At 40.1% G+C, this 23,216-nt stretch carries 20 protein-coding genes; 4 read left to right on the top strand and 16 right to left on the bottom strand.

From position 1 onward, the window contains the following. Window positions 1-323: 323 nt before the first annotated feature. Window positions 324-818 carry a GNAT family N-acetyltransferase gene (locus MTN96_RS19395; RefSeq protein ID WP_248532556.1) on the bottom strand — a complete coding sequence of 165 codons (495 nt, stop codon included), beginning with the start codon at window positions 816-818 and terminating at the stop codon, window positions 324-326. A 585-nt stretch (window positions 819-1,403) separates the two neighbouring features. On the opposite strand from MTN96_RS19395, the gene MTN96_RS19390 reads away from it, so the two are divergent. Next, window positions 1,404-1,766, top strand: coding sequence for a hypothetical protein (locus MTN96_RS19390; RefSeq protein WP_013463058.1), 363 nt, complete (start codon window positions 1,404-1,406; stop codon window positions 1,764-1,766). A 180-nt stretch (window positions 1,767-1,946) separates the two neighbouring features. Here the strand turns inward: MTN96_RS19390 and MTN96_RS19385 are convergent, their stop codons facing one another. Next, entirely contained in the window at window positions 1,947-2,801 is an 855-nt protein-coding gene (locus MTN96_RS19385; RefSeq protein WP_248532555.1) for a PA4780 family RIO1-like protein kinase, read from the bottom strand. 269 nt (window positions 2,802-3,070) lie between these two features. Then, window positions 3,071-5,056 carry a ligand-gated channel protein gene (locus tag MTN96_RS19380; RefSeq protein WP_248532554.1) on the bottom strand — a complete coding sequence of 662 codons (1,986 nt, stop codon included), beginning with the start codon at window positions 5,054-5,056 and terminating at the stop codon, window positions 3,071-3,073. A 121-nt stretch (window positions 5,057-5,177) separates the two neighbouring features. On the opposite strand from MTN96_RS19380, the gene MTN96_RS19375 reads away from it, so the two are divergent. After that, entirely contained in the window at window positions 5,178-6,062 is an 885-nt protein-coding gene (locus tag MTN96_RS19375; RefSeq protein ID WP_248532553.1) for a LysR family transcriptional regulator, read from the top strand. Between the two features lie 266 nt (window positions 6,063-6,328). Further along, the gene (uvrA, locus tag MTN96_RS19370) at window positions 6,329-8,887 is read left to right on the top strand and encodes an excinuclease ABC subunit UvrA (RefSeq protein ID WP_248532552.1); all 2,559 of its coding nucleotides are present in this window, start codon (window positions 6,329-6,331) and stop codon (window positions 8,885-8,887) included. Window positions 8,888-9,007: 120 nt separating this feature from the next. Here uvrA and MTN96_RS19365 read toward each other — a convergent pair whose 3' ends face one another. After that, complete coding sequence (locus MTN96_RS19365) at window positions 9,008-9,895, bottom strand: haloalkane dehalogenase (protein ID WP_248532551.1); 888 nt, start codon at window positions 9,893-9,895, stop codon at window positions 9,008-9,010. A 180-nt stretch (window positions 9,896-10,075) separates the two neighbouring features. Here MTN96_RS19365 and MTN96_RS19360 point away from each other — a divergent pair, with 180 nt between their 5' ends. Then, a complete protein-coding gene (locus tag MTN96_RS19360) occupies window positions 10,076-10,588 on the top strand; it encodes a MarR family winged helix-turn-helix transcriptional regulator (RefSeq protein WP_069439143.1) in 513 nt (170 codons plus the stop codon). Window positions 10,589-10,660: 72 nt separating this feature from the next. Here MTN96_RS19360 and MTN96_RS19355 read toward each other — a convergent pair whose 3' ends face one another. The 12 genes from MTN96_RS19355 to MTN96_RS19300 form a co-directional block, all read right to left on the bottom strand. After that, complete coding sequence (locus tag MTN96_RS19355; RefSeq protein WP_248532550.1) at window positions 10,661-11,152, bottom strand: DUF2798 domain-containing protein; 492 nt, start codon at window positions 11,150-11,152, stop codon at window positions 10,661-10,663. A gap of 146 nt (window positions 11,153-11,298) precedes the next feature. After that, window positions 11,299-11,547: a DUF4282 domain-containing protein gene (locus MTN96_RS19350; protein ID WP_069439142.1), complete on the bottom strand. Its 249-nt coding sequence runs from the start codon at window positions 11,545-11,547 to the stop codon at window positions 11,299-11,301. A gap of 76 nt (window positions 11,548-11,623) precedes the next feature. Beyond that, window positions 11,624-12,193: a hypothetical protein gene (locus MTN96_RS19345; protein WP_248532549.1), complete on the bottom strand. Its 570-nt coding sequence runs from the start codon at window positions 12,191-12,193 to the stop codon at window positions 11,624-11,626. Window position 12,194: 1 nt separating this feature from the next. After that, a complete protein-coding gene (locus MTN96_RS19340) occupies window positions 12,195-13,394 on the bottom strand; it encodes a murein transglycosylase domain-containing protein (RefSeq protein ID WP_248532548.1) in 1,200 nt (399 codons plus the stop codon). A gap of 37 nt (window positions 13,395-13,431) precedes the next feature. Beyond that, entirely contained in the window at window positions 13,432-14,145 is a 714-nt protein-coding gene (locus MTN96_RS19335) for a hypothetical protein (protein WP_248532547.1), read from the bottom strand. Next, entirely contained in the window at window positions 14,145-15,440 is a 1,296-nt protein-coding gene (locus MTN96_RS19330) for a hypothetical protein (RefSeq protein ID WP_248532546.1), read from the bottom strand. The genes MTN96_RS19335 and MTN96_RS19330 overlap by 1 nt, the downstream gene beginning before the upstream one ends. 9 nt (window positions 15,441-15,449) lie before the next feature. Beyond that, the gene (locus MTN96_RS19325) at window positions 15,450-16,817 is read right to left on the bottom strand and encodes a hypothetical protein (protein WP_214552449.1); all 1,368 of its coding nucleotides are present in this window, start codon (window positions 16,815-16,817) and stop codon (window positions 15,450-15,452) included. Beyond that, a complete protein-coding gene (locus MTN96_RS19320) occupies window positions 16,814-17,944 on the bottom strand; it encodes a hypothetical protein (protein WP_069439136.1) in 1,131 nt (376 codons plus the stop codon). The genes MTN96_RS19325 and MTN96_RS19320 overlap by 4 nt, the downstream gene beginning before the upstream one ends. An 8-nt stretch (window positions 17,945-17,952) precedes the next feature. Continuing rightward, the gene (locus MTN96_RS19315; RefSeq protein WP_248532545.1) at window positions 17,953-18,855 is read right to left on the bottom strand and encodes an LPP20 family lipoprotein; all 903 of its coding nucleotides are present in this window, start codon (window positions 18,853-18,855) and stop codon (window positions 17,953-17,955) included. Then, window positions 18,855-19,577: a hypothetical protein gene (locus tag MTN96_RS19310; protein ID WP_069439134.1), complete on the bottom strand. Its 723-nt coding sequence runs from the start codon at window positions 19,575-19,577 to the stop codon at window positions 18,855-18,857. Before MTN96_RS19310 ends, MTN96_RS19315 begins: the two co-directional genes overlap by 1 nt. 279 nt (window positions 19,578-19,856) lie before the next feature. Next, complete coding sequence (locus tag MTN96_RS19305) at window positions 19,857-20,477, bottom strand: LysE family translocator (protein WP_069439159.1); 621 nt, start codon at window positions 20,475-20,477, stop codon at window positions 19,857-19,859. 189 nt (window positions 20,478-20,666) lie between these two features. Continuing rightward, window positions 20,667-23,108, bottom strand: a complete 2,442-nt coding sequence (locus tag MTN96_RS19300; RefSeq protein WP_248532544.1) for a prolyl oligopeptidase family serine peptidase — start codon at window positions 23,106-23,108, stop codon at window positions 20,667-20,669. Window positions 23,109-23,216 lie beyond the last annotated feature (108 nt).

The raw sequence follows: 23,216 nt of genomic DNA, 5'->3' as shown, positions 1-23,216 counted from the left end.
AAATGATAAGAATAGGATCTCCGCGTAGCGGCTTAGTTCAACAATTTAATAGTGCGCTCATCGCGCATATTTCTGCCGATATAACGCTCATTTACCTACTTTATGTAGTTTTAACAAATTACCTAAGACATTACTATCACAACGTTTTCTAAAATTTTTAGGTAGAGTTAAATGAACCAATATGCGCGCAGCGCTCATTTTCATGAATATATGCGCAAAGAGCAGTTTAACTAATCAATTAACGACGATATTTAGCCAATCTCAATGGCTGGTTTTCGCTCTTTACCAAATTTTACTTAAGCGCAGAAGACGTTGTAATCTTGCTAGTTATTTGTGATAACAAACTCGTGGTAGCCTTCTGTTTCAGGAGGATCAACTTTATCAACACGCATAACATTTAATTTAGCAAACAAACTATTCCAAAATTTTAACGCTAAACTATCGTTTAAATGAACTGCTACATGCCACTGATTTGTTTCAACAGGCATCAAATTTTGAATAACGAATTTAGCAATGCCTTGTTTTCGATATTTGGGTAGAATAAAAATATCAGCCAACTCAGGTATTTCTTTGCCAACGATCTCAGTTGGTTCTACGGTAGCAAAACCAGCAATTTGGTTAGAAACGAGTACAAGATAAATAATGCAGTCTTCCTCACCACGCACTACACATTCTAAATATTCTTCATCAATATCATAGCAACCATCTAAACCAACATCTTCTAAGTCAAATATACTCTGATGATATTGGTAAAACTGCCATAGCATTTTTATTGCAGCGATATCGATTGATTCAGCTTTTCGTATTGTAGTGTCCATTTTATACCTATTTCCTTATGTGTGGTTCGACATTAGCTTTTACTAAAGAGATGGAGATTCGCTAATAGTTATCTTTAAAAAACATCATGTTATTAAACAATAACTACTCGAAAATAACAACAAAATAAATTTTAAGAATGGATTGAAAAACCGCCTACAAGCTGATGGTCAAGCGGATAAAACTTCACGTCATACAGAAAAACTCTGGCTAACAGCTTCTCGCTCTTTGTCTAACTTCGCAAAAGTGTCAACTTTAGTCATTCAGGACTCTCTCGTTTATGCTTAAAAAGTTGTCGAAAATACGACAAGTGGGCTTTGTACGATATCACAATAACGTGCTCAAAAAGGTTAGCAGGCAAACACAAGGGAATAGACGAAGTGCATATTTTATTCAGGCGCTTAAATATAGAAATACCATTGTTAATTTAATAAGATAGGCTACAAATTTAGAACCTTAGTTTCTGTTTGCTTAAATTATTGAGTCGACCGTAACTCTTACCTCTGCGATCGAAGATGATATTTAAATTTACCAAAAACTGGCTCTCTCCAAATTTTGTTATGGTTGTTTTGTTCTCAATAATATCCATGATCTCTACCTATTATTTACATGACTCTGAGTCTGTAAAGATAAAGGCTGCTTTGTTTGTTTCTCCTTTTTTCTATTTAACAGGGCTCTATTACTTTTTGCATTTATTAACAACTCCCAATGAAATTACTTTAGGCAACAACAGTATTGAAATTGATGGTAAGGTTTATTCGTTAGGCTTAAATACTAAGTGTAGTGTTTTATTTAATAAAGCATCACAGGCTGAATTCGAAATAACCATAAATAATAAAAAGATTGTCACAACGTCTTTTTTTTATAAATGTGATTTTAATGAGGAAGAATTTATCAGCTATTACATTGATAATGAATATGTGTTTGCAGACTCAATGGCATTTAATTAATGGATAGTATCAAGCTGCCTTTAGTTAAATACACACCTGTCGGTTCCCGTTGATAGTACTAACAGAACTAAATTAGATTTTGCAGTGACGAGCTAAACTCATCCCTTATGGCTCATACCTACATGCTAAGTTTTGATCTAATAGTTAAAACTATATAAAACTCAGCACGTAAATTAAAGGTTATTGCTCATCGGCGTCGCGAATGCGTTCTTTACGTTCTTGCTCTTCATCAAAGGCGGCTTGAATTTCGTCAAGTACTGAGTCTACATCTGCCGCTTCGCTGTCGTCTTCAAATTCGCCACTGAGTTTTGAGTGCGGGGTTAAGTTAGCATCTGCAAACAGTACCCACATTTCTTTGGCATATTGCGTATGTAATAACGCCGGTGCAAATTGGCCATAATAGCGGCGCATGTTATTTACATCACGGGCAAACATCGCCTCGGCACTATTATTAGCAGAGGCGTTAACCGCTTGGGGTAAATCAATAATTACTGGGCCGTTGCTATCAACAAGTACATTAAACTCCGATAAATCACCGTGAATAATCCCAGCGCACAGCATGAGTTTAATGTAGTGCATCATTAATGTATGTTGCTCAATGGCTTGTTGCTCGGTTAAATCAACTGCACCAAGCTGAGGTGCAACATCGCCTTCATCATCGCTTACTAGTTCCATTAACAAAACACCGTCAATGCAGCCGTAAGTTTGCGGTACCCGAACACCCGCTAAAGATAAACGCGACAGCGCGTCAACCTCGGCATTTTGCCAAATTTCTTCTTCTAATTGACGGCCGTAGCTTGAACGTTTACCCATAGCACGGGCTTGGCGGCCACCACGTACTTTTCGCCCTTCTTGGTACTGTGCTGCCTTTTTAAAACTGCGCTTACTGGCCTCTTTGTATACTTTAGCGCAGCGAATGTCATCGCCACAGGCCACCACAAATACATCGGCCTCTTTACCGCTCATTAAACGGCTGATCACTTCATCAATAAAACCATCATCAACTAATGGCTGTAAGCGTTTAGGTATTTTCAAACGACACCCACTAAAAATACAGGGTTGGCTTTTTGTTTTGCTATGTGGTTCAAACGAGGCATACCTTTGGGGATTGAAGAAAGTTATAAATTATTAGTAAACTTTAAAGTTACATTTAATGACTAAATTACGCAGCTAGAATAAGCGACTACAGCTAAAAAGCCAACCGCCTTTTTTGCTTTTTAAACATTATTGAACAAGAGCCGAGATAAAACCAAAAAACGAGCACGGTTTAGCGTACTCGTTTACTTTATATTATTAAAAAGTGTTTAGAACTGCCACACCAAAGACGCCCAATAACGGCGGCCATCTTCAACATAGCCATACTCTTGCTCTGTGATCTCTTTATCAAGCAAGTTGTAAATTCCAGCACCGAGTTTAACATCATCAGTTAGCTGATAATTAGCGCCTAAATTCGCAATGGTATAATCAGGGGCAATTAAACTACTTTGTGAAGGCCCTGTGGTAGGCTGACTTTCTTCACCGCGATATTGCACACGTAACCATCCGCCTAACTTATCTGTTGGACGCCAATTTAAAGACGTTTGCAAACTATGTTTTGGTAGCTGATTAAGTGGGCTCCCTTTATATTCACCGGTTTTTTGCTCTGAATCGGTGTAGGTATAACTAGCACTCACATCAATTTCAGTTGAAATATCGTAATCTACTGATAGCTCAATACCTTGGGTTATGGCTTCATCCACATTAATGTACGTAGTTGGCATCGAGCCGAACTGATTTGGGCCATCTGTGCACTGCGTTAATGGGCATGCTATACGGGTTATTTTGTCATCAAATTCATTGTAAAAAACGGTTGTTGATATACTTAAATCGCGTCCAGAATCATAGTAAACACCCATTTCATAGTTAACTGATTGCTCAGGCTTTAAGTCAGGGTTACCATAAATATTCCCGCCACGACTCACTTGTCCCCATTGCGCGGTAGATTGACGAATATTTGGGGCCCGAAAACCGGTTGATATGCCGCCTTTAATGGTGATCAACTTAGATGCGCTATAAACACCATACAAACGTGGGCTCCAATGACCTGCAAAATTGCCATCATGATCGTAACGTAGGCCTGCGGTGAGCTTAAAGTCATCGGTTGCTGTCCACTCGTTTTCACCAAAAACAGACCATTGCTCGTTTTCTACATGGGTTAAGTCGCTGATTTTATTACTTGTATAATCATCCAATGACTCTTTTAAATAGGTCGCACCAAACGTAGAGTTATGATCACTAAATAGCGGTAAACTCCATGTCGTTTGAATGTCGGTATTTTCGACAAACATTTCACGTGAGTTATTATCAAACTTATCGTACTTAATGTAACTACGCGACGAGCCAAAGTCGTAAAAACCGTTGTGTGACATAGAGTATGTTTGTTGCTCATACTCAGTAGTTGCTGATTCAGGGCAGCCACGTCGACCACAGCTTTCACCTGGGGCAAGCGGGGCAACTGTTTTGCCGAGAGTTTCATCTAATGTTTGTTTTGCCGAGCCAAGTTCAAACATTAATTCGTGACTATCATTAGGTGTTAATGTGAACTTGGCTTTAACATTACTTTGCTCTTTTCCTCGAAATCCTGCAGTAAACTCATCTTCATTTCGCTTTGAAAACTGCCCATACAATTGCACGCCCAATAGATCTGGAATAATGCCTCCAGAAGTGAAAAAGCTGGCTTGGTTTATATCACCTGACTGACTTTGCTCTTGAATGGTGCTGTCTAAACGCAGTTCACCGAACCACTGCTCTGGCGCTTTACGGGTAATAATATTGATCACACCACCAATAGCATCAGAGCCATACAACGACGACATAGGGCCACGTATTACTTCAATACGTTCAATCGCTGAAATTGGCGGCGTCCAAGCACCTTCTACGCCTGGGCCATCACTATTAGGTCGTGTTTCTCTTGAGCTTTGGCGTTGTCCATCAATAAGAATAAGCGTGTATTGGCTAGCCATACCACGCAAGCTAATATCTTTTCTGTCGCCTCCGCCGGTCACTATTACACCCGGAATATCAGCCATTGCGTCGGTTAAGTCACGATAAAAGCGTTTTTCTAGCTGCGCTCTGTCGATAACACTAATGCTTGCGGGCGCCTCTTTGAGCATTTGTTCGTAGCCAGAAGCAGTGACAACCATTACTTCCATATCTTGTTTTTTTTCATCAGCAAAAGCAGGGTTAGCAATTGCAAAAGTACTTAAAATAAATGCAGTTACCGGCCTTAACTTACAACTTACCGTGTTCATGATATTTCTCCGTGACATTTAGCGTGCAAATGATAATAATTAGCGTTTGCGATAATAGTGAGAAGTTCCCTTTCTCACAACGTTATTTTTATTAAAGCTAATTTAAGTAAGGCTTAACGGTATGAGTGATAAGTTAACTAAAACCCTGAATATATTTGTTCGCACAGTACAAACGGGAAGTATGAGTAAAGCTGCCGCTGACCTTTTAATGACAACCTCTGCAATTAGCCAGCAAATAAAACAAATAGAGCAAGATGTAGGTTTGAGTTTATTTAATCGAAGCCCTCGAGAATTAACGCTTACCGAGGCGGGTGAACTGTATTATCAAAGTTGTTTACAAATGCTTGCCGTTGCAACAGCTACATCAGAACAATTACAGCATTTACAAAATTGCCCGAGTGGGCAATTAAAACTAGCAGCCCCTGTCGGTTTTGGAGGTGGGTTACTAAGCGAGCCTGTAAAGCATTTAATTAGCCAATTTAATGATATAGATGTGCACTTAACGCTTTCTGACGAACCCATTGATATGATCAGAACAGGTATAGATTTAGTGCTGGCGATTGGCCCTCTCGAAGACTCAAACTTAATTGCACGCCAGCTCGCTAGTTGGCCATTAATACTGTGTGTTCATAAAAATCATGTACTAGCACAGCAACCAAAAATCACACTGGATGACCTAAAAGCGCATAACCGCATTGCGCATATAGCTGTTGATCCGGCGCTTACGCACCTTACTCGCGGCGTAAATACAACACTACAAAAAGCGCGTATTACCATTAATAATATGCAAACTGTGATTCAATTTGTTCTCGATGAGTTAGGCTATGCTATTTTGCCTGAGCCTGAAGTACGTAATTTCTTAGCTACAGGAGAACTTTTAGAAATATGCACTGATTGGCAACTTCCCCATTACGATGTATTTGCTCTAACGCCTGCACGCGATACGTTAGCAGCAAAAACAAAAGCCGCAATTAAAGCACTTAACGCATCATTTTCAGCTATTTAAATAACCTAAGTTCAGATTAAATAACCTATGGCTTGTTTATAGCTAGTTAATTGCAAACAAAATTCCTACCTGCATCATTTAACTCCCCGCAATACGCTTCAGTTACTTAATGTTATTGCCTTTGGTTAAAGTTTATACTTGTAGTTTTTCTGTTATGTAAACGCAAAACAAGCATATAGCTAAGCGCTCATTCAGTAAGACTGCATTAGTATTAATACGTTGCGGCACGTTAATAAACACACGGTTATTAAACAGGAGTAAATTACATGGCAAGCACATCTAATAAGTCACACGAGGTTAGTAATGCACAATCGGCTTTATTAAACCCAGAGCACAGCATTCAAGTACGAGGCGCGCGTGTTCATAACTTAAAAAATGTGGATGTAAACTTGCCCCGTAATTCACTTGTTGTTTTTACCGGTATATCGGGCTCGGGTAAATCATCGCTCGCCTTTGGAACATTATTTGCCGAATCGCAGCATCGTTATCTTGATTCGGTATCCCCTTATGCACGCAGATTAATCGATCAGGTAGACGAGCCTGATGTAGATTCAATTGAAGGGCTGCCACCCGCGGTAGCACTGCAGCAACAGCGTGGTGCACCTTCGGTACGCTCATCGGTGGGTAGTGTAACCACTATTTCTAACGCGTTGCGAATGCTTTACTCACGCGCAGGCGAATATCCCAAAGGGCAAGGCATACTGTACGCCGATGCGTTTTCGCCCAATACGCCACAAGGCGCCTGCCCAGAGTGCCATGGTATTGGCCGTGTATTTAACGTAACCGAAGAGCTGTTAGTGCCCGACCCTACTAAATCAATTAAAGAGCGTGCTATTGCAGCATGGCCGCCGGCCTGGCAAGGTAAAAACCTAAGCCGTATTCTTACCTCGCTAGGCTACGACATTAATAAACCGTGGAATACCCTGCCTAAAAAAGCCCGTGATTGGATTTTGTTTACCGACGACACACCCACAGTGCCCGTTTTTCCTGAGTACACGCTTGAGCAAACCCAATCGGCGATTAAAAATGAAGAAAGCCCCAGTTACATGGGTACATTCATAAGTGCTAAACGCTTTGTTTTACAATCGTTTGCCAGTACGCAAAGCCCACGCACAAAAAAGCGCGTATCGCAGTATATGCAAATATCACAATGCCCGCAGTGCGAAGGTAAAAAGCTTAAAAAAGAGTCGTTGTCGGTTAAAATAGCAGGCCTTGATATAGGCGAAATTTCGCAATTAACACTCAATGAGCTAGCAGATAAACTAAGGTTTGCCGCTAGTAACCCCGCTAAAAGTAATGCTGCAAACCCCGAAAAAGCCATAGTTGCAAAGCGCATCACGAGCGACATTATTAAACGCGTTGAAGCACTCACCAAACTTGGTTTAGGGTATTTATCGCTTGAGCGTACTACGCCATCTTTATCAGCCGGGGAGTTACAACGCTTAAGGCTTGCAACGCAAATTCGCTCAAAATTATTTGGTGTTGTGTATGTGTTAGATGAACCCTCTGCAGGCTTACACCCTGCCGATACCCAAGCCTTATTAGCCGCACTAGATGAGCTAATAGCTGCTGGTAACTCCGTGTTTGTGGTTGAGCACGACGTAAGTGTCATTCGCCACGCCGATTGGGTGGTTGATGTAGGGCCAAATGCGGGCTCCCGTGGCGGTAATATTGTTTATAGCGGCCCTGTTGAGGGCTTAAAGCAAATTAGCAGCTCACACACGAGCCAATACTTATTTAAAATTAACGAATCTCAGCAAGCTCAAATTCAAAGTAAACAACGCCCAGCAAAAGCATGGCTTACGCTTAAAAATGTTGAGCGTAATAACTTACAAAAGCTTAATGTAGAATTTCCGCTTGGAGTTATTACAAGTGTTACGGGGGTATCTGGCTCAGGTAAATCAAGCTTAGTAAGCCAAGCGCTTGTTGAATTGATTTACGATGCACTAGGGCAAAAATCGCAGCCACAAATACCCATAGATGAAGCCGAGCTACTCGAGCAAGAACTCGATATAACAACCGGCGGACAAATAACTGGGGGCATTGAGCACATAAAGCGACTAATAACGGTTGATCAAAAAGCCATTGGCCGCACACCTCGCTCAAACCTCGCAACTTACACGGGCTTATTTGATCACGTACGTAAACTGTTTGCCAATACCAAAGAGGCAAAAGCACGTAAGTACGATGCCGGTCGTTTTTCGTTTAATGTTAAAAAGGGTCGATGCGAAAATTGCGAAGGTGTAGGCTTTGTAAGCGTGGAGCTGTTATTTTTACCTAGCGTGTATTCGCCTTGCCCTGTGTGTAACGCCAAGCGCTACAACCAAAAAACACTCGAGATTACCTATAAAGGTAAAACCATTGCCGATGTGCTTGATTTAACGGTGGAGTCTGCGCATACCTTTTTTGCCGATGAACCCGCTATTTTACGTGCGCTAAATGCGCTCTTACAAGTAGGCCTTGGCTATTTACGTTTAGGCCAACCTGCTACTGAGCTTTCGGGCGGTGAAGCCCAGCGCATTAAACTTGCCACTGAACTACAACGTACTCAGCGCGGCGATACGCTTTATATTTTAGATGAACCAACTACCGGCCTACACCCTAAAGATGTAGCCATGCTAATGGCGCAGTTAAATGGTTTAGTTGATACGGGCAACACCGTCATTATGGTTGAGCACGATATGCAAGTTGCCAGTAATAGTGATTGGGTTATTGATATTGGCCCCGGAGCCGGCGATGAAGGCGGCTTAATTGTAGCACAAGGTTCCCCCGAAAAAGTGGCAAGTGTAAAGGCGAGTAAAACCGCACCATTTTTACTTAAATAGTTAATAGATGACGCTTTTAGTTGTATAAAAGCGTCACCTATATATGGTAGTTAACGCTGAAAATAACGGCTCGAGATAGATTAATTATCCAAAGTTCAGGTTTACTAATACATCCCTTTTTTATCTTGGTAACCAATCTGAAATAGCTTTACCTATTTCGTGCGGTGAATCCTCTTGGATGTAGTGAATACCGCTTACGGTTACCTCAGTTAGGTTTGGCCATGTGCGCACAAAATCTCTTGCGTAACCAACTAAAAAAGCACCCGGTTCAGCATTAATAAATAGCTTAGGAATATCGTGAGAGTTAGCTAAATAGCTCGCATAGCTTTTAACTAAAGCCACGGTATCGGCAGGCTCTCCAGCAATGGGCAGTTGGCGAGGCCCTGCTAAAATTGCACGGCGATCTTCTCCTGCATTTATAAAGGGTCTGCGATACTCATCATGCTCTGCCTGCGTTAATTTGCGTGCAATGGTCGCTGGTAATATTGTTTCAATAAAAAAGTTGTCATCAAGCACCATTTTTTCACCCTCAGCTGAGCGCATAGTGCTAATGGGTCCGTGCAAATCTTTAGGAAAATCGTCCCATGTTGGAAAGTCAGTAACAATTGCTTCCATAAACGCAATTGCTTTTACAGCATCACGATGTGTATTAGCCCAGTTAAAACCAACGCCTGAACCCCAATCATGCAGCACCAAGGTAACGTTATTATTTACACCCAACGCTTCTAAAAGTGCAAATGTGTATTTGCTGTTTTCAGCAAGTGAGTAGCTGCCCTCATGGGTGTTATCTAACTTTTGCGAATCTCCTAATCCAATCATATCGATAGCAATTAAACGCCCTTTTCCTTGCAAATAGGGCATAACGTTTCGCCAAAGGAAGCTAGATGTAGGGTTACCATGTAAAAAAACAATAGGATCACCTTCGCCTTCATCTATATAAGCCATTTTTTTATCTAATACAGTTTTAAACTTTTTTGCATAACGTAATGTTTCTGAATCATTTTTCATTTAATTATATCGCTTTATTTAACTGATGAGCTGGCGGTAAATCCTCGCTCATCTAATTTGTGTAATATTCGAAGTAGATTAACTAATTTCGAGTTAATATACATGACTGAGTCATACAATAAACGAACGGGCTTAATTTGTCACTATATTTATATGATCTAATCACATATAATTAAATTTATGAAAAATGAAAAATATATATCAAATTTAATCGGCACGTTTGCTACTTCTGTTTCTAATGACATTGAAAAACAGATTGCCGAATTAGGCGGGCGAAGCCTAAGCCACGAAGCGGCACTGGTCACTATTTACAATCATCCGAATGAAACCATTGATGTACTAAGCAAGGTTTTAGGCTTAACGCATTCTGGTGCTGTTAGATTAATAAATACACTTGAAAAAGAAGAATTTGTAGAAAGGCGAAAGTCAGTAAAAGATGCCCGCTCTGTTGTTTTATGCGTAACGGATAAAGGAAGCCAAAGAGTTGAACTAGTACTAGCCAGCAGAGAAACAGCCACCTCTAAAATACTAAACAACTTTAATGATGAACAAAAACAACGCTTTTTAAGTTTGATAGAAGTAGCACTTGGCAGCCTAACAAACGAGCAGGTAGAAGCACGTAAAATATGCAAATTATGTAACGAAGGTGTATGCCGTAAACAAGGCTGCCCGGTAGAAAACTCAATTAAGTAACTAATTACTTCATGCATCTGCCCACTATAAACGTATTAAATTATTTGCTTTAATACGTTAGCGCTCAAAGTGTTAGCTCTTTAAAAAGCGTTCTATTTTAGGTTTTACCGTAACCGACATAACAAGCATTAATATTAAACCAATGGGTAGCGCGGCTAATAACCCCTCTACCCACGCTGTATAAAATAAGCGAGTATTAGCAAAGCCAATATTATTAGTAGCGGTAACAAACGCCATTAACAACTCCATGTTCAGCGCCATAAAAACACTAATCACTAAATTACGTTTTAGCTCGCTTGCTGTTGGTAATAACTTAGTCACAAAAACATTCATAAAAGCAGTCATTGCTAAGCCTATTGGCGCCATAATCAGTACAGCACTTAAAAACGAGGTAAACCAATCCATATAAAAATGATCAGTTATGCCTACATTTGTATAAGTCATAATATAAGTAAGAGAACCGCCAACAAGTGTGATCATCATGACCATAACCAGTATTTTGTATATAACAGGTGTTTTTTTAAGCGCAACAGGCACATAGTTTATTAAAGCAGGCGTATTCATTAAATAGATAACACTTCTAACATAGATGATAAAGTCACCTATATCGAATTAATTGACAATGTCAACTTTATTTGGTTAATTTGGTCGTCAAAACTTAAAAGTAGTGGTGGCACTCAATGCAGCCACTACTTTATGAAAATTTGAATTTATTCTGATTTATTAGCTATTTTTTGAAGATTTTCATGAATTTTAAATAATACAATTAACAGCTCACACCAGATACGCGCACCAATCGCCCCACCAACAATGATAGCCAAACCACTGATGACGCCACCACCAAACTTAGCAAACATTGTAGTAAGACCTGAAATCAAAGTCCCTATTAAAATTAACCAATAAACAAATGTAATTATTTTTGGCGTTAACATTGAATCAAAAAAGAATATATCTTTCATTTTAGTCCTTTAAAACTCCGTATAAGAATACTAGCTTAGCGGAGTTATAAACTAAGCTAGTAATTTAGAATTTTTATTAGTTATTTAAACTATCTAACTCTTTTTCAAGATCTTTCATTGCTTTTTGGGCTTTAAACTCTTCGTAGAGCGCTTCACGTGAACTTGGATCTAAACGCTTACCAGATTGAGCTACAAGGTTATTAAATGTTTCTTTTGTATTGCTCATTACAACGAATGTACAAAGCTGCTTTACCCCGTCTAATTTCGCAAATGCCACTTCTTGTGGCACAGCACCCACAAGGCTTTGCTGTGCAACTTGTTTGCTTACTTGCTCAAAAGTTCCGCCAACATTTAGCTCATCATTACTTTGTGCTTTACGTTGATATAGCTTGTCCATAACGCTTGCTTTAATCTGTATTTGCTGAGATAAATCAGCGCGAGCTGCTGCAATAGCTTGCGCTCTATCGGTAGACATACTGCCAGACCAAGGAACGCATGATGACGATGCTAAACCTTTATCAGAGACAGGTAATAACACCCAACTTGGTACTGAATCATTTTTTGCTAATGGTGCCGACTGTGTGTTTTCAGTGCTTGAACACGCACCTAATGCTAAAGCGGCTATAACGGGTAAAAACTTTTTCATTTTAAATTCCTTTCAATTGCTTTTGATAATAAGCGGTGCGTTTTACCACTTTTTGTAGATAATTACGGGTTTCTTGCGCAGGTAAATTGTTAACCATTAAGGTATAAATTTTCTCTGCAGACATTGAATTAGCTGCAATACTCGCCTGATTAAGTGATTTAGAGCCACTCAGCGTTTTGGCTACGTTGCCAGGGCCAGTATTATAAGCGGCTATACTCATGAAAATTCTTGATTGCGCATTACGCACATTTTTAAAGTAACGATTACTTAAAATATGCACATAAGTGCTGCCTGCCTCTACGTTATTATCAGCCTGAAATAAATACTCAGGGCTAAGTAATAGCGGTTTACCTTGCAAAAAGTTGCTCACGTCTTTACCCGCTGATGTCGGGACAATTTGCATCAATCCAAAAGCAGGAATTGGGGAACGAGCTAGTGGGTTAAAACTTGATTCGGTATGAATGATGGCTAATAACAATGCGGGATCTAAGTTGTAACGTTTAGCTTGTTGCTGAACTTCAGGTAAGTATCGTTTTGCTTGGTTTGAGAGCGTATTAGCAGGCAGCTTATAGCTAATTGTTACTCTGTCTTTTTGCTTAGTTATAACAGGTGCCTTGGCAGAGAGTACCTCTTCTACAATCTCTGTAGAAAGTACTGTTTGCTTAGCTATTTTTTTAGGTTGGGCCGTTGCTGATGGCTTATTTATTTGAATTTTTTTATTTAATGGCTTACCCGTAGAAGTGAAGCTTTTATTATTAATGGTTTTATTAGCAGTAATATAAACGGGATCATTTGCAAGTGTTTTATCTACCGTGACTTGAGAAAGCTCATTTAATTGCTGTTTTGCATATTCAACAGCTTGCTCGTTGTTTTTGCTATTTAAAAGCTCAACTACAACCTCACCACTCTCAAAGTTTACACTGGTACGTTTATTTAAATCACCACTGTATTTTACCCACACTTTTGAGCTTGGCAGACTTGGATCTTGCCATTTTGTCGTTATTTGTTTTAAATATGCATCTTGCGCATCACGCCAGGCAGTTACAAATGCGTCAAATTCTTGCTTTTGTTGTTGCTCAAACTGATTAAACTCACTTTGACGCTTTTTTAAAAAAGCTTCAAATTCAGCCTCATCATTCGTTTGAGCTATGCTAGGCAAACTCATTGTTAAATAAGCGAATGCGCCTATTTTTAGAAGCATTTTAGCTCTTAAATGCATTTCTTATATCCCTATAAAATTAAAAGTAGCTACTTAAATCATCAGCAGGTAGATTATCAAAAGCAGTTTGAGCTGCTAAATTTAACCGCTTACAGTCTATGCTATCGCATTGTTGGGTTAGCGAAATAACTTGTTTATAACGACCATTAACAAACCAGGTTTGTGCAACTGACGCCTTAGCTTCATCGATCTTTAACTCACTCACTTTTAAATATTTATCGAGATAGCCTAAACGTTGCTCTTCTGGTGATTGATCTGCAACTAACGCCACCGCATCAGACATCGTTGTAGGGTGATTCAATGCAACTTGTAATAAAGGGCGTAAGTTTGTTTTATCTTTTTGGTTTCCTATTTGCCACGCAGCTCTAACGGCAAGACCTGCTTCATTAATATCTTGCGCAGCAGGTGTTACAACGCCGGTACAAGTTAACCATTCTTGCTGTTTCTCTTGTTTATAGTCAGTAATTTCAGCGTCAATAAAGCTTACCGATGCTGGCAAAGTAATATTAAGCTTTTTAGCTAAAGTATTTTTAATAATACTGCGCTGTGGCAGAGTCAATGCATTTCTACATGCCTGCTCAAGCGCATTTTTTGCACTCGATTTTAACGCCATTACTCGGGCGTATTGCCCATTAGCCTGAGTTTTAAAAAAAGCAGTTTGCTGTTCAAAGGTTTGCTCTGAGTCAAAGGTGGCCGAAGCCACCAATGAAAGCGCTAAAATAGGTGCTAGCATTAAAGTTCCTCTTCGCTCGCTACTTTACCTGATGCCCCCTGAGGATTTGCCGCTTTTTCATTTAACCCACCATGGGCTTTAATTTTATGACCATAGCGACTGACACCGTTTACTGTTTGTCCATTATTACCGGTCATTTCTTTTGCAGCTTGGCGCGCAGTTGCCTCTAGACTTGGCGCGTAAACCGCAACACTGTATTGCCAAAAGCCATCATCACTTGCAAAGCTTTTAACACTTACACCCGGTGGTAATTTCCCTTTAGCAACTGTTGAGTACTCGTCTGACGTTTTTAATTGATTTAAAAATGTACTGCGGTCTTCTTCGAGAATTTTAACTTGTTGAGGATCGTTTAAATATGGGTCTTCGTATTCAAACTGCTTTGTGCCTTCCATTTGGCTTTCATCAAAGCTACCTTGCCAATACACTTTTTCACCTTGAATAGTGGCAAGCAAGGCAGAACGAGCACGTGTTTGCGATTGAGATTTAGCAACACCTTTAAGTTTACGGGCAACCGTTTTATTTCGGTTTTGACGAGCAATGGCTGAGCCGTAACCTAATATGATGACTTCTCCTGTGTCTGCATTAGTTAGTACTTTAGCCCCAACAGGAGGTAAAACGCCACTTTTTACATCACCAATTACTTGTTGAAAAATAACATTTGGTTCAGTAGTCACTGCAACTGCACCACGATTCCCTTTAATTTGTGAACGCGTTTTAGGAGTAGATATTAAACTTACACGCACTTCTTTTTCATCAGTATTGTCGTAAACATCATAAGTAACAAAACCCGCAAGCGAACCTGATACAGACTCTTTACACGCTTCCAGCATATTAGTCTGTTCATTTACAGTACTTTCAACACCCGTATCGATAGAGTCCATACTTGCAGACACTACATTACCACATTGATGTTCAACTCCTTTCATGTTTTCAATTAATTGTTTTTTTGCAATTAAATAAGCTTGATTATAAGCCCCGCGTTTAGAAAGTAACGATGCATTCATATTATCGTAAGTGTTATAGCTAGCACTACCGATTGATAAAATACCGGTACCACTGCCAACCTGAATCATTTTTATGCCATCTTCGTTATCATCAATTAGTGCCTGATGAGCTACAGCAACTGCAACATTTGTATCTTTTGCAACCACTACATCGCCAGAAACTTGCGCTTGATCAGCACCCGCTACTTGTGCGCCAGGGCGAGCAGGTATCATGTCTGTTAGGCTAAACTCTTCAGCTGCGATCGCAGGCATAGCTAAAACCATTGCTAATGTTAATACTTTAAATTTCATCATCTATCCTTATTTGTACCTGAGTGTAAAATCGTCTTCGACTGTAATTTTTGAAAGGTTTTTTGCTGTTATTGTCATTAATGCTTGATCGAGCGCATTAGCAAGCTCACCGGTATTACCTTTAAACCTAAGGCTTGCTACAGTATATTTTTGTTGTTTGTGTATAGATACGTCGCTTACGCCACCTAATGTACTTAATACATCATGCAGTTTTTCTGGTTGGGTTAACTTATTACTTGGCAACATGACTTCACGAACTAAGCCCCCTCTTGCAACAACTTGAGTAAAGGCATTATTAAGCGTGTTATGAAGTGCTTTTGATTGTGTCTCGCTTGCCAAATGTACAGCCATTAAGTCTTTTTCAACGTATGGGCCTTTAGGTAATGACATAAATGAGGGGTCGTTTTTCCATTGACCATAAATATTTCCAGCTAAATCTCTAACGTCAGCAGTTAAATAAAGTTGCCTATTATTCCCTCGGCTAATCACTGTAGATTTTGCATAAATAGCTAAACTAGCTGCATTACCAACTTCAATACCCTGCTCGTTTAGCCAAACTTTAAGCTCTGTTTTTAGTGGCTCCGGTGCAATAATTTGCACTCTAGGCGAGCCTATCATGCTCATTAATTTAGATGCTTTTTGAATGAGAGGTGCTTTTTCTACCACAGCCATAATAGTAACTTCTACTCCCCCATTTTTGAGCTCTTTGGTTTGCAGTGTTTGCCACTCTTTAACAAGCCCTTCACTATGACTCGAAAGCTGTTGCCCTATCAGCTCTTGCATATTTGTTGACTCGTTACCGTCAACAATACTCATACTCGTGCTTGAAGATTGCGTATGTTGCTGAGTAAGCCACACACCTACAACTTGCGATACAGCACGTTGTAAAGCGTCTTGTTCAGCTATAGTTAGTGCCGTTTTACCTTCTTTTTTCCAGCCTTGACCTATTACTGTCACACTAATATTTTGCGCAGTTTGCTGCCAGTTTTGCTCTTTCGGCTCCCCTATCTCTTGCGGGTTTAGACTTACAGTCATGCACGTGTCGTTACCGCTTAGTGTAGGTGCTGAGTAATTTAAAGGAACAGCGCCGGCACTCAATCCTTCCATCATCGTAGTGCGATGCTGCTCATATAAGCTGGCTGCATCATCATCTAAACTGGTTGTTAAATGTTGCTGTGCACCTTGTGTTGTAAGGCTTTTATTACCTTTAATAAAACTGATTAGCTCGGCACTTGCCTGAGCTTTTGCACCAGAAATAGCCGTGCTACCTCGACCATAAGCACACGCCTGTGTTTGCAATGTGCCATCAGCCAATACGTCAACCTGGGCTTGTGCACTTAAGGAACACAAAGCTAGTAGGCCAAGCTTTTTGATCATGTCCTATTCTCCAAAAAGTCTGCAGGCGTGCCTACCGATACAGCAAATATTTTTGCACCATTTGATGGACGGTAAATTCCATTTTCAGCTTTGTTTTTTACATCATCAGCTGCATCAGAGTCTTTCCAACGAATAATTTCACCATTAGCACTACTACGCGAAGGGTTTACATTGGCAACTCCAAGTGGCTCAACAAATCCAGCCTCATAGCTAAAAATGATCATTGTTTCGTTAGGCAGCACACCAGCATTTTGGCCTCTGTCTAAGCTAATTTTGTTACCTTTAATACCTAACACTTGTGCTGTTGCTGGCATTTCACTCAACATACGAGTAAGTAAAATATCAATACCGCGCGATCCCATGTCACTAAGTACTGCATTTACATGCGCACTTTGATCAAAGTGAAAACCCGCTGCATAGCGTCCGCTTACTGTTGTAAATTTTAACTCTGAGCGATCACGTACATCTTCCGATTTAACACGAATCTTTCCTAAATTAGGGTGCGAGAGCTTTTCACGTGTTTGTGGGTTTATTACGCCAGTTGTTAGCTCTAATGTATAGTCAGCCCAATCTGTGATCGCCCCTTCTGTTTTTAATGTTCTTAATGAATCAATTTTCACTACAAAATCGGGAATTAGTGCTTTAACTTCAGCGCGTTTAGCTGCTGTTGCTACACCTTGTTGTTGTAAAATTAACTGCTGTTCTTTTGAAATAGCATCATCATCACGTGTAACAATTCTAAAGCGATTAATACCAGCAAATTGATTTTCGAGCATAAGCAATAAATTTTGATTATCAAACTCACGCATTGCATCAACACCAATACCACTTCCGCTTACACCAGCTAAGTCAAAATACATACGTACAATAGGTTTTTTAAGTGGGCAACTATCAGTTTCATTATTAATATCGAATGTGCAACGCTCTAAACCTTGAGTATCAAAGTAGGCCGGCATTGTTATATCTTCATCTTCAAATACATAGGCACTTTTAGCGATTACTGTATTAGATGCGTTATTGCTTACAACACCGGATTGAGTCGTTCTTCCCTGTTTTGGGGTTGCGTTACAACCAGCCAATAAGGCAATTGTTAGTGCAGAAAGAGTTAAGTTTTTGACTAAGTTCATTGCAATTCCTAATTATTAAACAGCCACTGACTTGCTGGCGCTTTAATTTGTTTTACTAAGTTGTTTATTACGCTTTGTTTTGCAATTTCTCGAGTGCTGGCGCTTTCTTGAGCGGATATATCGTGCTGTAACAGCACTTTAAATGGGCTGACACTGCGAGTAAGAGCAATAGTTAAGTTTGCTTTTGCAAGGTACTTCTCATTGGTTTGAGCAAACTGCCATTGTAATTGTGGCCGAACCCATAAGCGTGTTGACCCGCTGTGGGGTAAGGCATCGCTTAATGCTGACTTTATTTGGCTAATATTATTAGCACCAATCACATCGCAAGCTACCGCATCTAGCGCAAAGGAATGCGCTTGTAATAATTTATTTAATGTTGATTTTATAAATGGTTTAGAACCAGAAAGATGCTCTAACAAAGCTAATTTTTTTGAAGCAAGATTAAGCTCTCCAGTCATTTTAAGAGCCCATATGAATCGCTGCTCTACATTTTTTTGAGGGGCAACTATTTGATGTAACGCTTCTAAATCAGACTGAAGATTAGCAATTAAAGTCGCTTTTTTTATGCCCACCTTTAAAGCAAATAGATTATTTTGATTAACTGAATTAAGCTCTTCAAGCCCCGTTAATGTAACCGGTAAACTTGTTAGGCTCGTAGTTTGTTCAAAATAGTTATTTACTCGATTATTTTGCTTTTTTAGCGTTTGTAATTGCCGTGTATTTACATCAATGCTTAACTGAGTAGTAATGTCGGCTATAGCCGCTTGCTTTGCAGCTGAGCGGCTCTTATCTATACCAACTGCAGTGATATATTCATCATCTTTATTTGAACTAGTTACCCAGTCAGGCCAAGTATCAGCAGAGCAATTAAAAGCAAATACCAATAAAAAAGCAAAAGAGCATAATTTCATTAGCCTTTCGCTTCTTGCTCAAGCTGAAGTTCATTTATAGCTGTAATAGTTGCTTGTTCAAGCTCAATAATTTCGTTTGCTTCAAGTGCTAATTCAAGCTGCTCTTTTGCTTTCACTAGAGCATTACCTATATCTTTTGGATCCTCTTCTTTTTCAGCGTTTTCTTCATCGCTTGATAACCAAGAGCTAACTAAATCACCTCCCATTCGCATCGCTGTAACCTTAGCAACTGCAGTACTGTGCTGGCTCAAAATATAAGCAGACTTAGCTATTTCAACTGTTAAGTCTGTCGCAAGCTCAACGTTTTGTTGGTAAATACTTTCGTTAGCTATATTATAAGCCGCAATTTTATGACCAATTTCTTCATCTTTATTTTTAGCCCCTGCATCAAATTCAACAATGGCAGCTTGTAATTGTTCAGGTGTAGAGTTCTGATGCGCGTATAAAAATGCTTGTACATCTCTATAGTTATCAGTTTGAGTACGATACTCGGCCATAACCTTGCGTTGACGCTCTAAAATAATGGCGGACATATTTAAAAATTCATCTATGCCTGGTTGCACTTCAACAGGGTGAAAATAGCCTAAAGTGTCCATACGAGCTGTTAACTCTGCAACGACTGCATTTCTGTCTAGATTAGCAGATGTACCTGTATCAGTTGTTGATACACAACCGGCGAAAAGGGGGGCGAAGATAATGGCAGATAAGATAGCTTTTTTCATTAGGTTATTTCCCTGTACTTATAAAAACACAAGAAAGCACAAAGCTAAGCTATTGACTAAATTCATACTTCCTTGAACATTTAATTAGAATTACCAAATTTATGAAAAAATGCAACTCTACAAATTAAGAACTTTTTATTTATTTACCTTTCATTTTATTACAAATGTAACGCTGGCAAGGCATTCAGCCAGCATTCATACTTTTATCTCATTTTTTAAAAAATTTAAATTTTTTTACTAAATAGCACAAACAGGCTTAGATTTAGTATAAATAATAAACTAGCCTTCTAATGCCAGCCATATGCCTACTAGCACCATTAAGCTGCCTGCAATTCGGTTCATCCATTTTATGTTATCGCCTCGGCTTAAAAATAAACGTAGGCTTTTACCGCCTGTTGCATAGGCGAGCATACATAAAAATTCGCTTACCATAATAACTAAAACAAGCACTAAAAGTTGTGGGGCTACTGCATGCTGTACACTAATAAAGGGCGGTAATAGTGAGATCATAAACGCCCAGCCTTTAGGGTTTGCAATGGCCGTTACAAAGCCTTGCGTAAAAAGCGACTGTCGGCTTATATCGCTTGGGCCATGTGTATTAATTGACATTTTACCTTTGGCGCGCCACATATTTATGCCTATATAAATTAAATACCCACCACCTACCCATTTTAAAATAGCAAAGGCCTCTGGGTAATTGAGCATTACACCTGCGACACCGAGTACCGCAGCAACGGCAACACTTGCGACCCCTAATAACTCACCTATCATCATCCAGAGTGTTCGGCGTACACCTATGCTCATGCCGAGTGTCATGGCAAGAGTCATACACATACCGGGGGTGATAGATACAAAAAAGAAGGTAGGAATAAAAACCGCAAGCGCTGCTACATCAATCATTTAAAGCTCGCAATAGGTTAAAAAAGTAGTGTTAATTTTGAATGAAAGGGTAAAGGAAAAATAGCTATCGGTAAATTAGAAATAACAGCATCGAGTGTCGGGCTAAGAGCACCGAGCTTAGCCCGAGTTAGCAGCGCAGTATTTCGCGCCGTCAAACCTCGAAGCCCTGAGCTCGAAACTCTTAGCAAATTAATTTACTGTTGTTTCAGTGTCTACTTCGTTATCACTTAACAAGTACTTATCAAGCCACTGCTCTTGTTCCCAAAGTACGTGTAATAAACTTTTACGTGCGCGATAGCCGTGGGCTTCGTAAGGCAGCATTACTAAACGAGCATCTTTACCTAAGCCTTTAAGCGCTGCGTACATGCGCTCACTTTGCATTGGAAAAGTGCCTGAATTAGGATCTTCTTTGCCGTGGATCATCAGCATTGGCTCGTTAATTTTTTCAGCATGAAAAAACGGCGACATATTAGCGTACACATTTTGTGCTTGCCAAAAATCACGCTCTTCACCCTGAAAACCAAACGGCGTTAAGGTACGGTTGTACGCGCCACTGCGAGCAATACCAGTTTTAAATAAATCACTATGTGCCAACAAATTTGCCACCATAAATGCACCGTATGAGTGCCCAGCTATGGCTATGTTGTTTTTATCGGCAATGCCTTTTTTAACTAATACATCAACCGCTGCTTGCGCGCTTGCTACAAGTTGTGTTCTAAAGTTATCGTTTGGTTCGCTGCCATCAATACCTACAATCGGCATTTTAGGGTCGTCAAACACGGCAAAACCTTTAGCAAGGTAAGGCATAGGGCCCCAATAGCCTATGTAAGTAAATTCGTATGGCGATTCGCGCACTTGTGATGCTACGGCTTTATCTTTGTACTCGAGCGGGTAGGCCCACATAAGTACCGGTAACGGGCCTTGAGTTGCATCGTAGTCTGGCGGTAAATAAAGTGTGCCCGAAAGCTCTACGCCGTCATCACGTTTATAACGTAATTGCTCTTTTGTCACCCCTTTAAATGCAGGGTATGGGTGAGCAAAATTAGTTAATTGAGTAAGCGTATCGTTATCTAAATCACGAATAAAAAAGTTAGGTTGCTCAGTTTTAGACTCACGAACCGTTATAAAGCGCTCGCCTTCATCGTCAAGCAAAGCACGAACACGTTCGTAGTATGGCGCTTGTGATTGCCATAAACGCTTGCTGCTATTCGTTTTTACATCGTACTGGTCTAAAAACGGAATATTACCTTGCTCTGATGCGCCGTTACCGCGCAAATACATATAACGCCCGCCAACAATTTTAATAACGTTAGCACCTAAATCGTTGCGCTCGTAAATAAAGTTACCTGGATCTTTATACGCATCGTTATAACTGCGCTCTGAAAACAGCACGCGGTTTTTATCGGCATTACGTGGTTGAATAACGTACGTGCGAACTTGACGGTCGCTAAAGCGCCAATCGCTCAGTATGGCAATATTTTGGTTAGCCCACTCAATACCTGCAAAACGGCGCTCTACTTTTGCAAACAGCTTAGGCTCGCGTTTAAACGGCGCACGTAGGCTGTAAATATAGTCATGGTGCTCAACGTCAGTTTTCATGTCGCCGCCATCTTGCGCCTCGGCCCAAATAACTTCTGCGCCTTGGTCGGCGCGCCATTCAAAGTTGCGTCGGCCGGTGCGAACACTGTCGTAGCCTTGTGGAATATTATCGGCAAGGGGTTGTTTTGCAAGCTCGGCTAATGCGTAACCGCGCATTCCCCATATTTGCCAAGTGCTGGCAAAACGGCTGTACGGTACTTGATACGAAAACGGCTCGTTTATCGCAGCAACTAAAATATTGGTTGAGTCTGGCGATACCGAAAACGATTTAAACAAAGCAGGGCTACCAATGGCTTGTGTATTACCATCAAGCGTTACATAAGCTAATTGCCCTTGGCCGTAGAATTTAAATTGTGCTTCATCAAACGGACTGGTTAATAAGTTTTGATAAGTACGCGCTGGCGCTTTTTCGCCAGTGCTTTGCTGTATAACTGGCACAACATTTTGACTGCTGTTTTTAAGCGCGGGTTTACCTATGTTAACCGCTAAATTGGCAATCAGAGCACTTCCATCGGGTAGCCATTGGTAAGGCATAGCGGTAATAACAGAATTCAGCGCTGCGCTTGAGAGCATTTTGGCTTGTTTAGTTTCTACACTGTATAGCCATAAATTTGCTTGGCTTTGTTGCTCTACAACAAACGCTAAATATTTACTGTTAGATGACCATTTAGGCGAGCGAATAATACCACTTGGTAAATTATTAATATTAATAACGGTGCCGCTTTGCACATGTTTAAGCTCAATTGCGCTGTATTTAGCACTCACACGCGAACGTGAAAAATTAGCAGGGTTAAGCTTTATGCCGGCAAGCTTGAGCTCATCTTTGGCAAGCTCATCGAGCGTTTCCACGCGTTTACGCTCAAATAAAGCAAGCCATTGGCCATCGCTCGATAAAAAACTTGTAGGTGCTAATTTTGCATCGACCACAGCAGCAAGCTCAGGCGATGGTGTTTGATAACCTTGCTCAGCATAGCTGTTTGGCATTATTACAACACAACAAATAAAGGCAATTAAGAGCCTAAATGCGTTCATGTTTTTATCCTTATGTTATTTTTAAGATTATAAAAGGTATATAATCACGTTTTGACCTGTTCATAAAGTATTAAGCTTTAAATTGCAGAGTTAAAAGATGACTTAAAT

It is taken from the genome of Pseudoalteromonas sp. 2CM28B (assembly GCF_023161935.1).
This window is presented reverse-complemented; position numbering and strand designations above follow the sequence as displayed.

What these genes read in the sequence shown, in the direction of transcription:
- MTN96_RS19365 (WP_248532551.1), bottom strand. Translation starts at nt 9,895, where the DNA reads ATGAAAAATGATTCAGAAACATTACGTTATGCAAAAAAGTTTAAAACT.
- MTN96_RS19300 (WP_248532544.1), bottom strand. Translation starts at nt 23,108, where the DNA reads ATGAACGCATTTAGGCTCTTAATTGCCTTTATTTGTTGTGTTGTAATA.
- MTN96_RS19315 (WP_248532545.1), bottom strand. Translation starts at nt 18,855, where the DNA reads ATGAAATTATGCTCTTTTGCTTTTTTATTGGTATTTGCTTTTAATTGC.
- MTN96_RS19340 (WP_248532548.1), bottom strand. Translation starts at nt 13,394, where the DNA reads ATGCTTCTAAAAATAGGCGCATTCGCTTATTTAACAATGAGTTTGCCT.
- MTN96_RS19390 (WP_013463058.1), top strand. Translation starts at nt 1,404, where the DNA reads ATGATCTCTACCTATTATTTACATGACTCTGAGTCTGTAAAGATAAAG.
- MTN96_RS19380 (WP_248532554.1), bottom strand. Translation starts at nt 5,056, where the DNA reads ATGAACACGGTAAGTTGTAAGTTAAGGCCGGTAACTGCATTTATTTTA.
- MTN96_RS19355 (WP_248532550.1), bottom strand. Translation starts at nt 11,152, where the DNA reads ATGAATACGCCTGCTTTAATAAACTATGTGCCTGTTGCGCTTAAAAAA.
- MTN96_RS19305 (WP_069439159.1), bottom strand. Translation starts at nt 20,477, where the DNA reads ATGATTGATGTAGCAGCGCTTGCGGTTTTTATTCCTACCTTCTTTTTT.
- MTN96_RS19325 (WP_214552449.1), bottom strand. Translation starts at nt 16,817, where the DNA reads ATGATCAAAAAGCTTGGCCTACTAGCTTTGTGTTCCTTAAGTGCACAA.
- MTN96_RS19375 (WP_248532553.1), top strand. Translation starts at nt 5,178, where the DNA reads ATGAGTGATAAGTTAACTAAAACCCTGAATATATTTGTTCGCACAGTA.
- uvrA (WP_248532552.1), top strand. Translation starts at nt 6,329, where the DNA reads ATGGCAAGCACATCTAATAAGTCACACGAGGTTAGTAATGCACAATCG.
- MTN96_RS19335 (WP_248532547.1), bottom strand. Translation starts at nt 14,145, where the DNA reads ATGCTAGCACCTATTTTAGCGCTTTCATTGGTGGCTTCGGCCACCTTT.
- MTN96_RS19330 (WP_248532546.1), bottom strand. Translation starts at nt 15,440, where the DNA reads ATGAAATTTAAAGTATTAACATTAGCAATGGTTTTAGCTATGCCTGCG.
- MTN96_RS19350 (WP_069439142.1), bottom strand. Translation starts at nt 11,547, where the DNA reads ATGAAAGATATATTCTTTTTTGATTCAATGTTAACGCCAAAAATAATT.
- MTN96_RS19310 (WP_069439134.1), bottom strand. Translation starts at nt 19,577, where the DNA reads ATGAAAAAAGCTATCTTATCTGCCATTATCTTCGCCCCCCTTTTCGCC.
- MTN96_RS19345 (WP_248532549.1), bottom strand. Translation starts at nt 12,193, where the DNA reads ATGAAAAAGTTTTTACCCGTTATAGCCGCTTTAGCATTAGGTGCGTGT.
- MTN96_RS19360 (WP_069439143.1), top strand. Translation starts at nt 10,076, where the DNA reads ATGAAAAATGAAAAATATATATCAAATTTAATCGGCACGTTTGCTACT.
- MTN96_RS19320 (WP_069439136.1), bottom strand. Translation starts at nt 17,944, where the DNA reads ATGAACTTAGTCAAAAACTTAACTCTTTCTGCACTAACAATTGCCTTA.
- MTN96_RS19395 (WP_248532556.1), bottom strand. Translation starts at nt 818, where the DNA reads ATGGACACTACAATACGAAAAGCTGAATCAATCGATATCGCTGCAATA.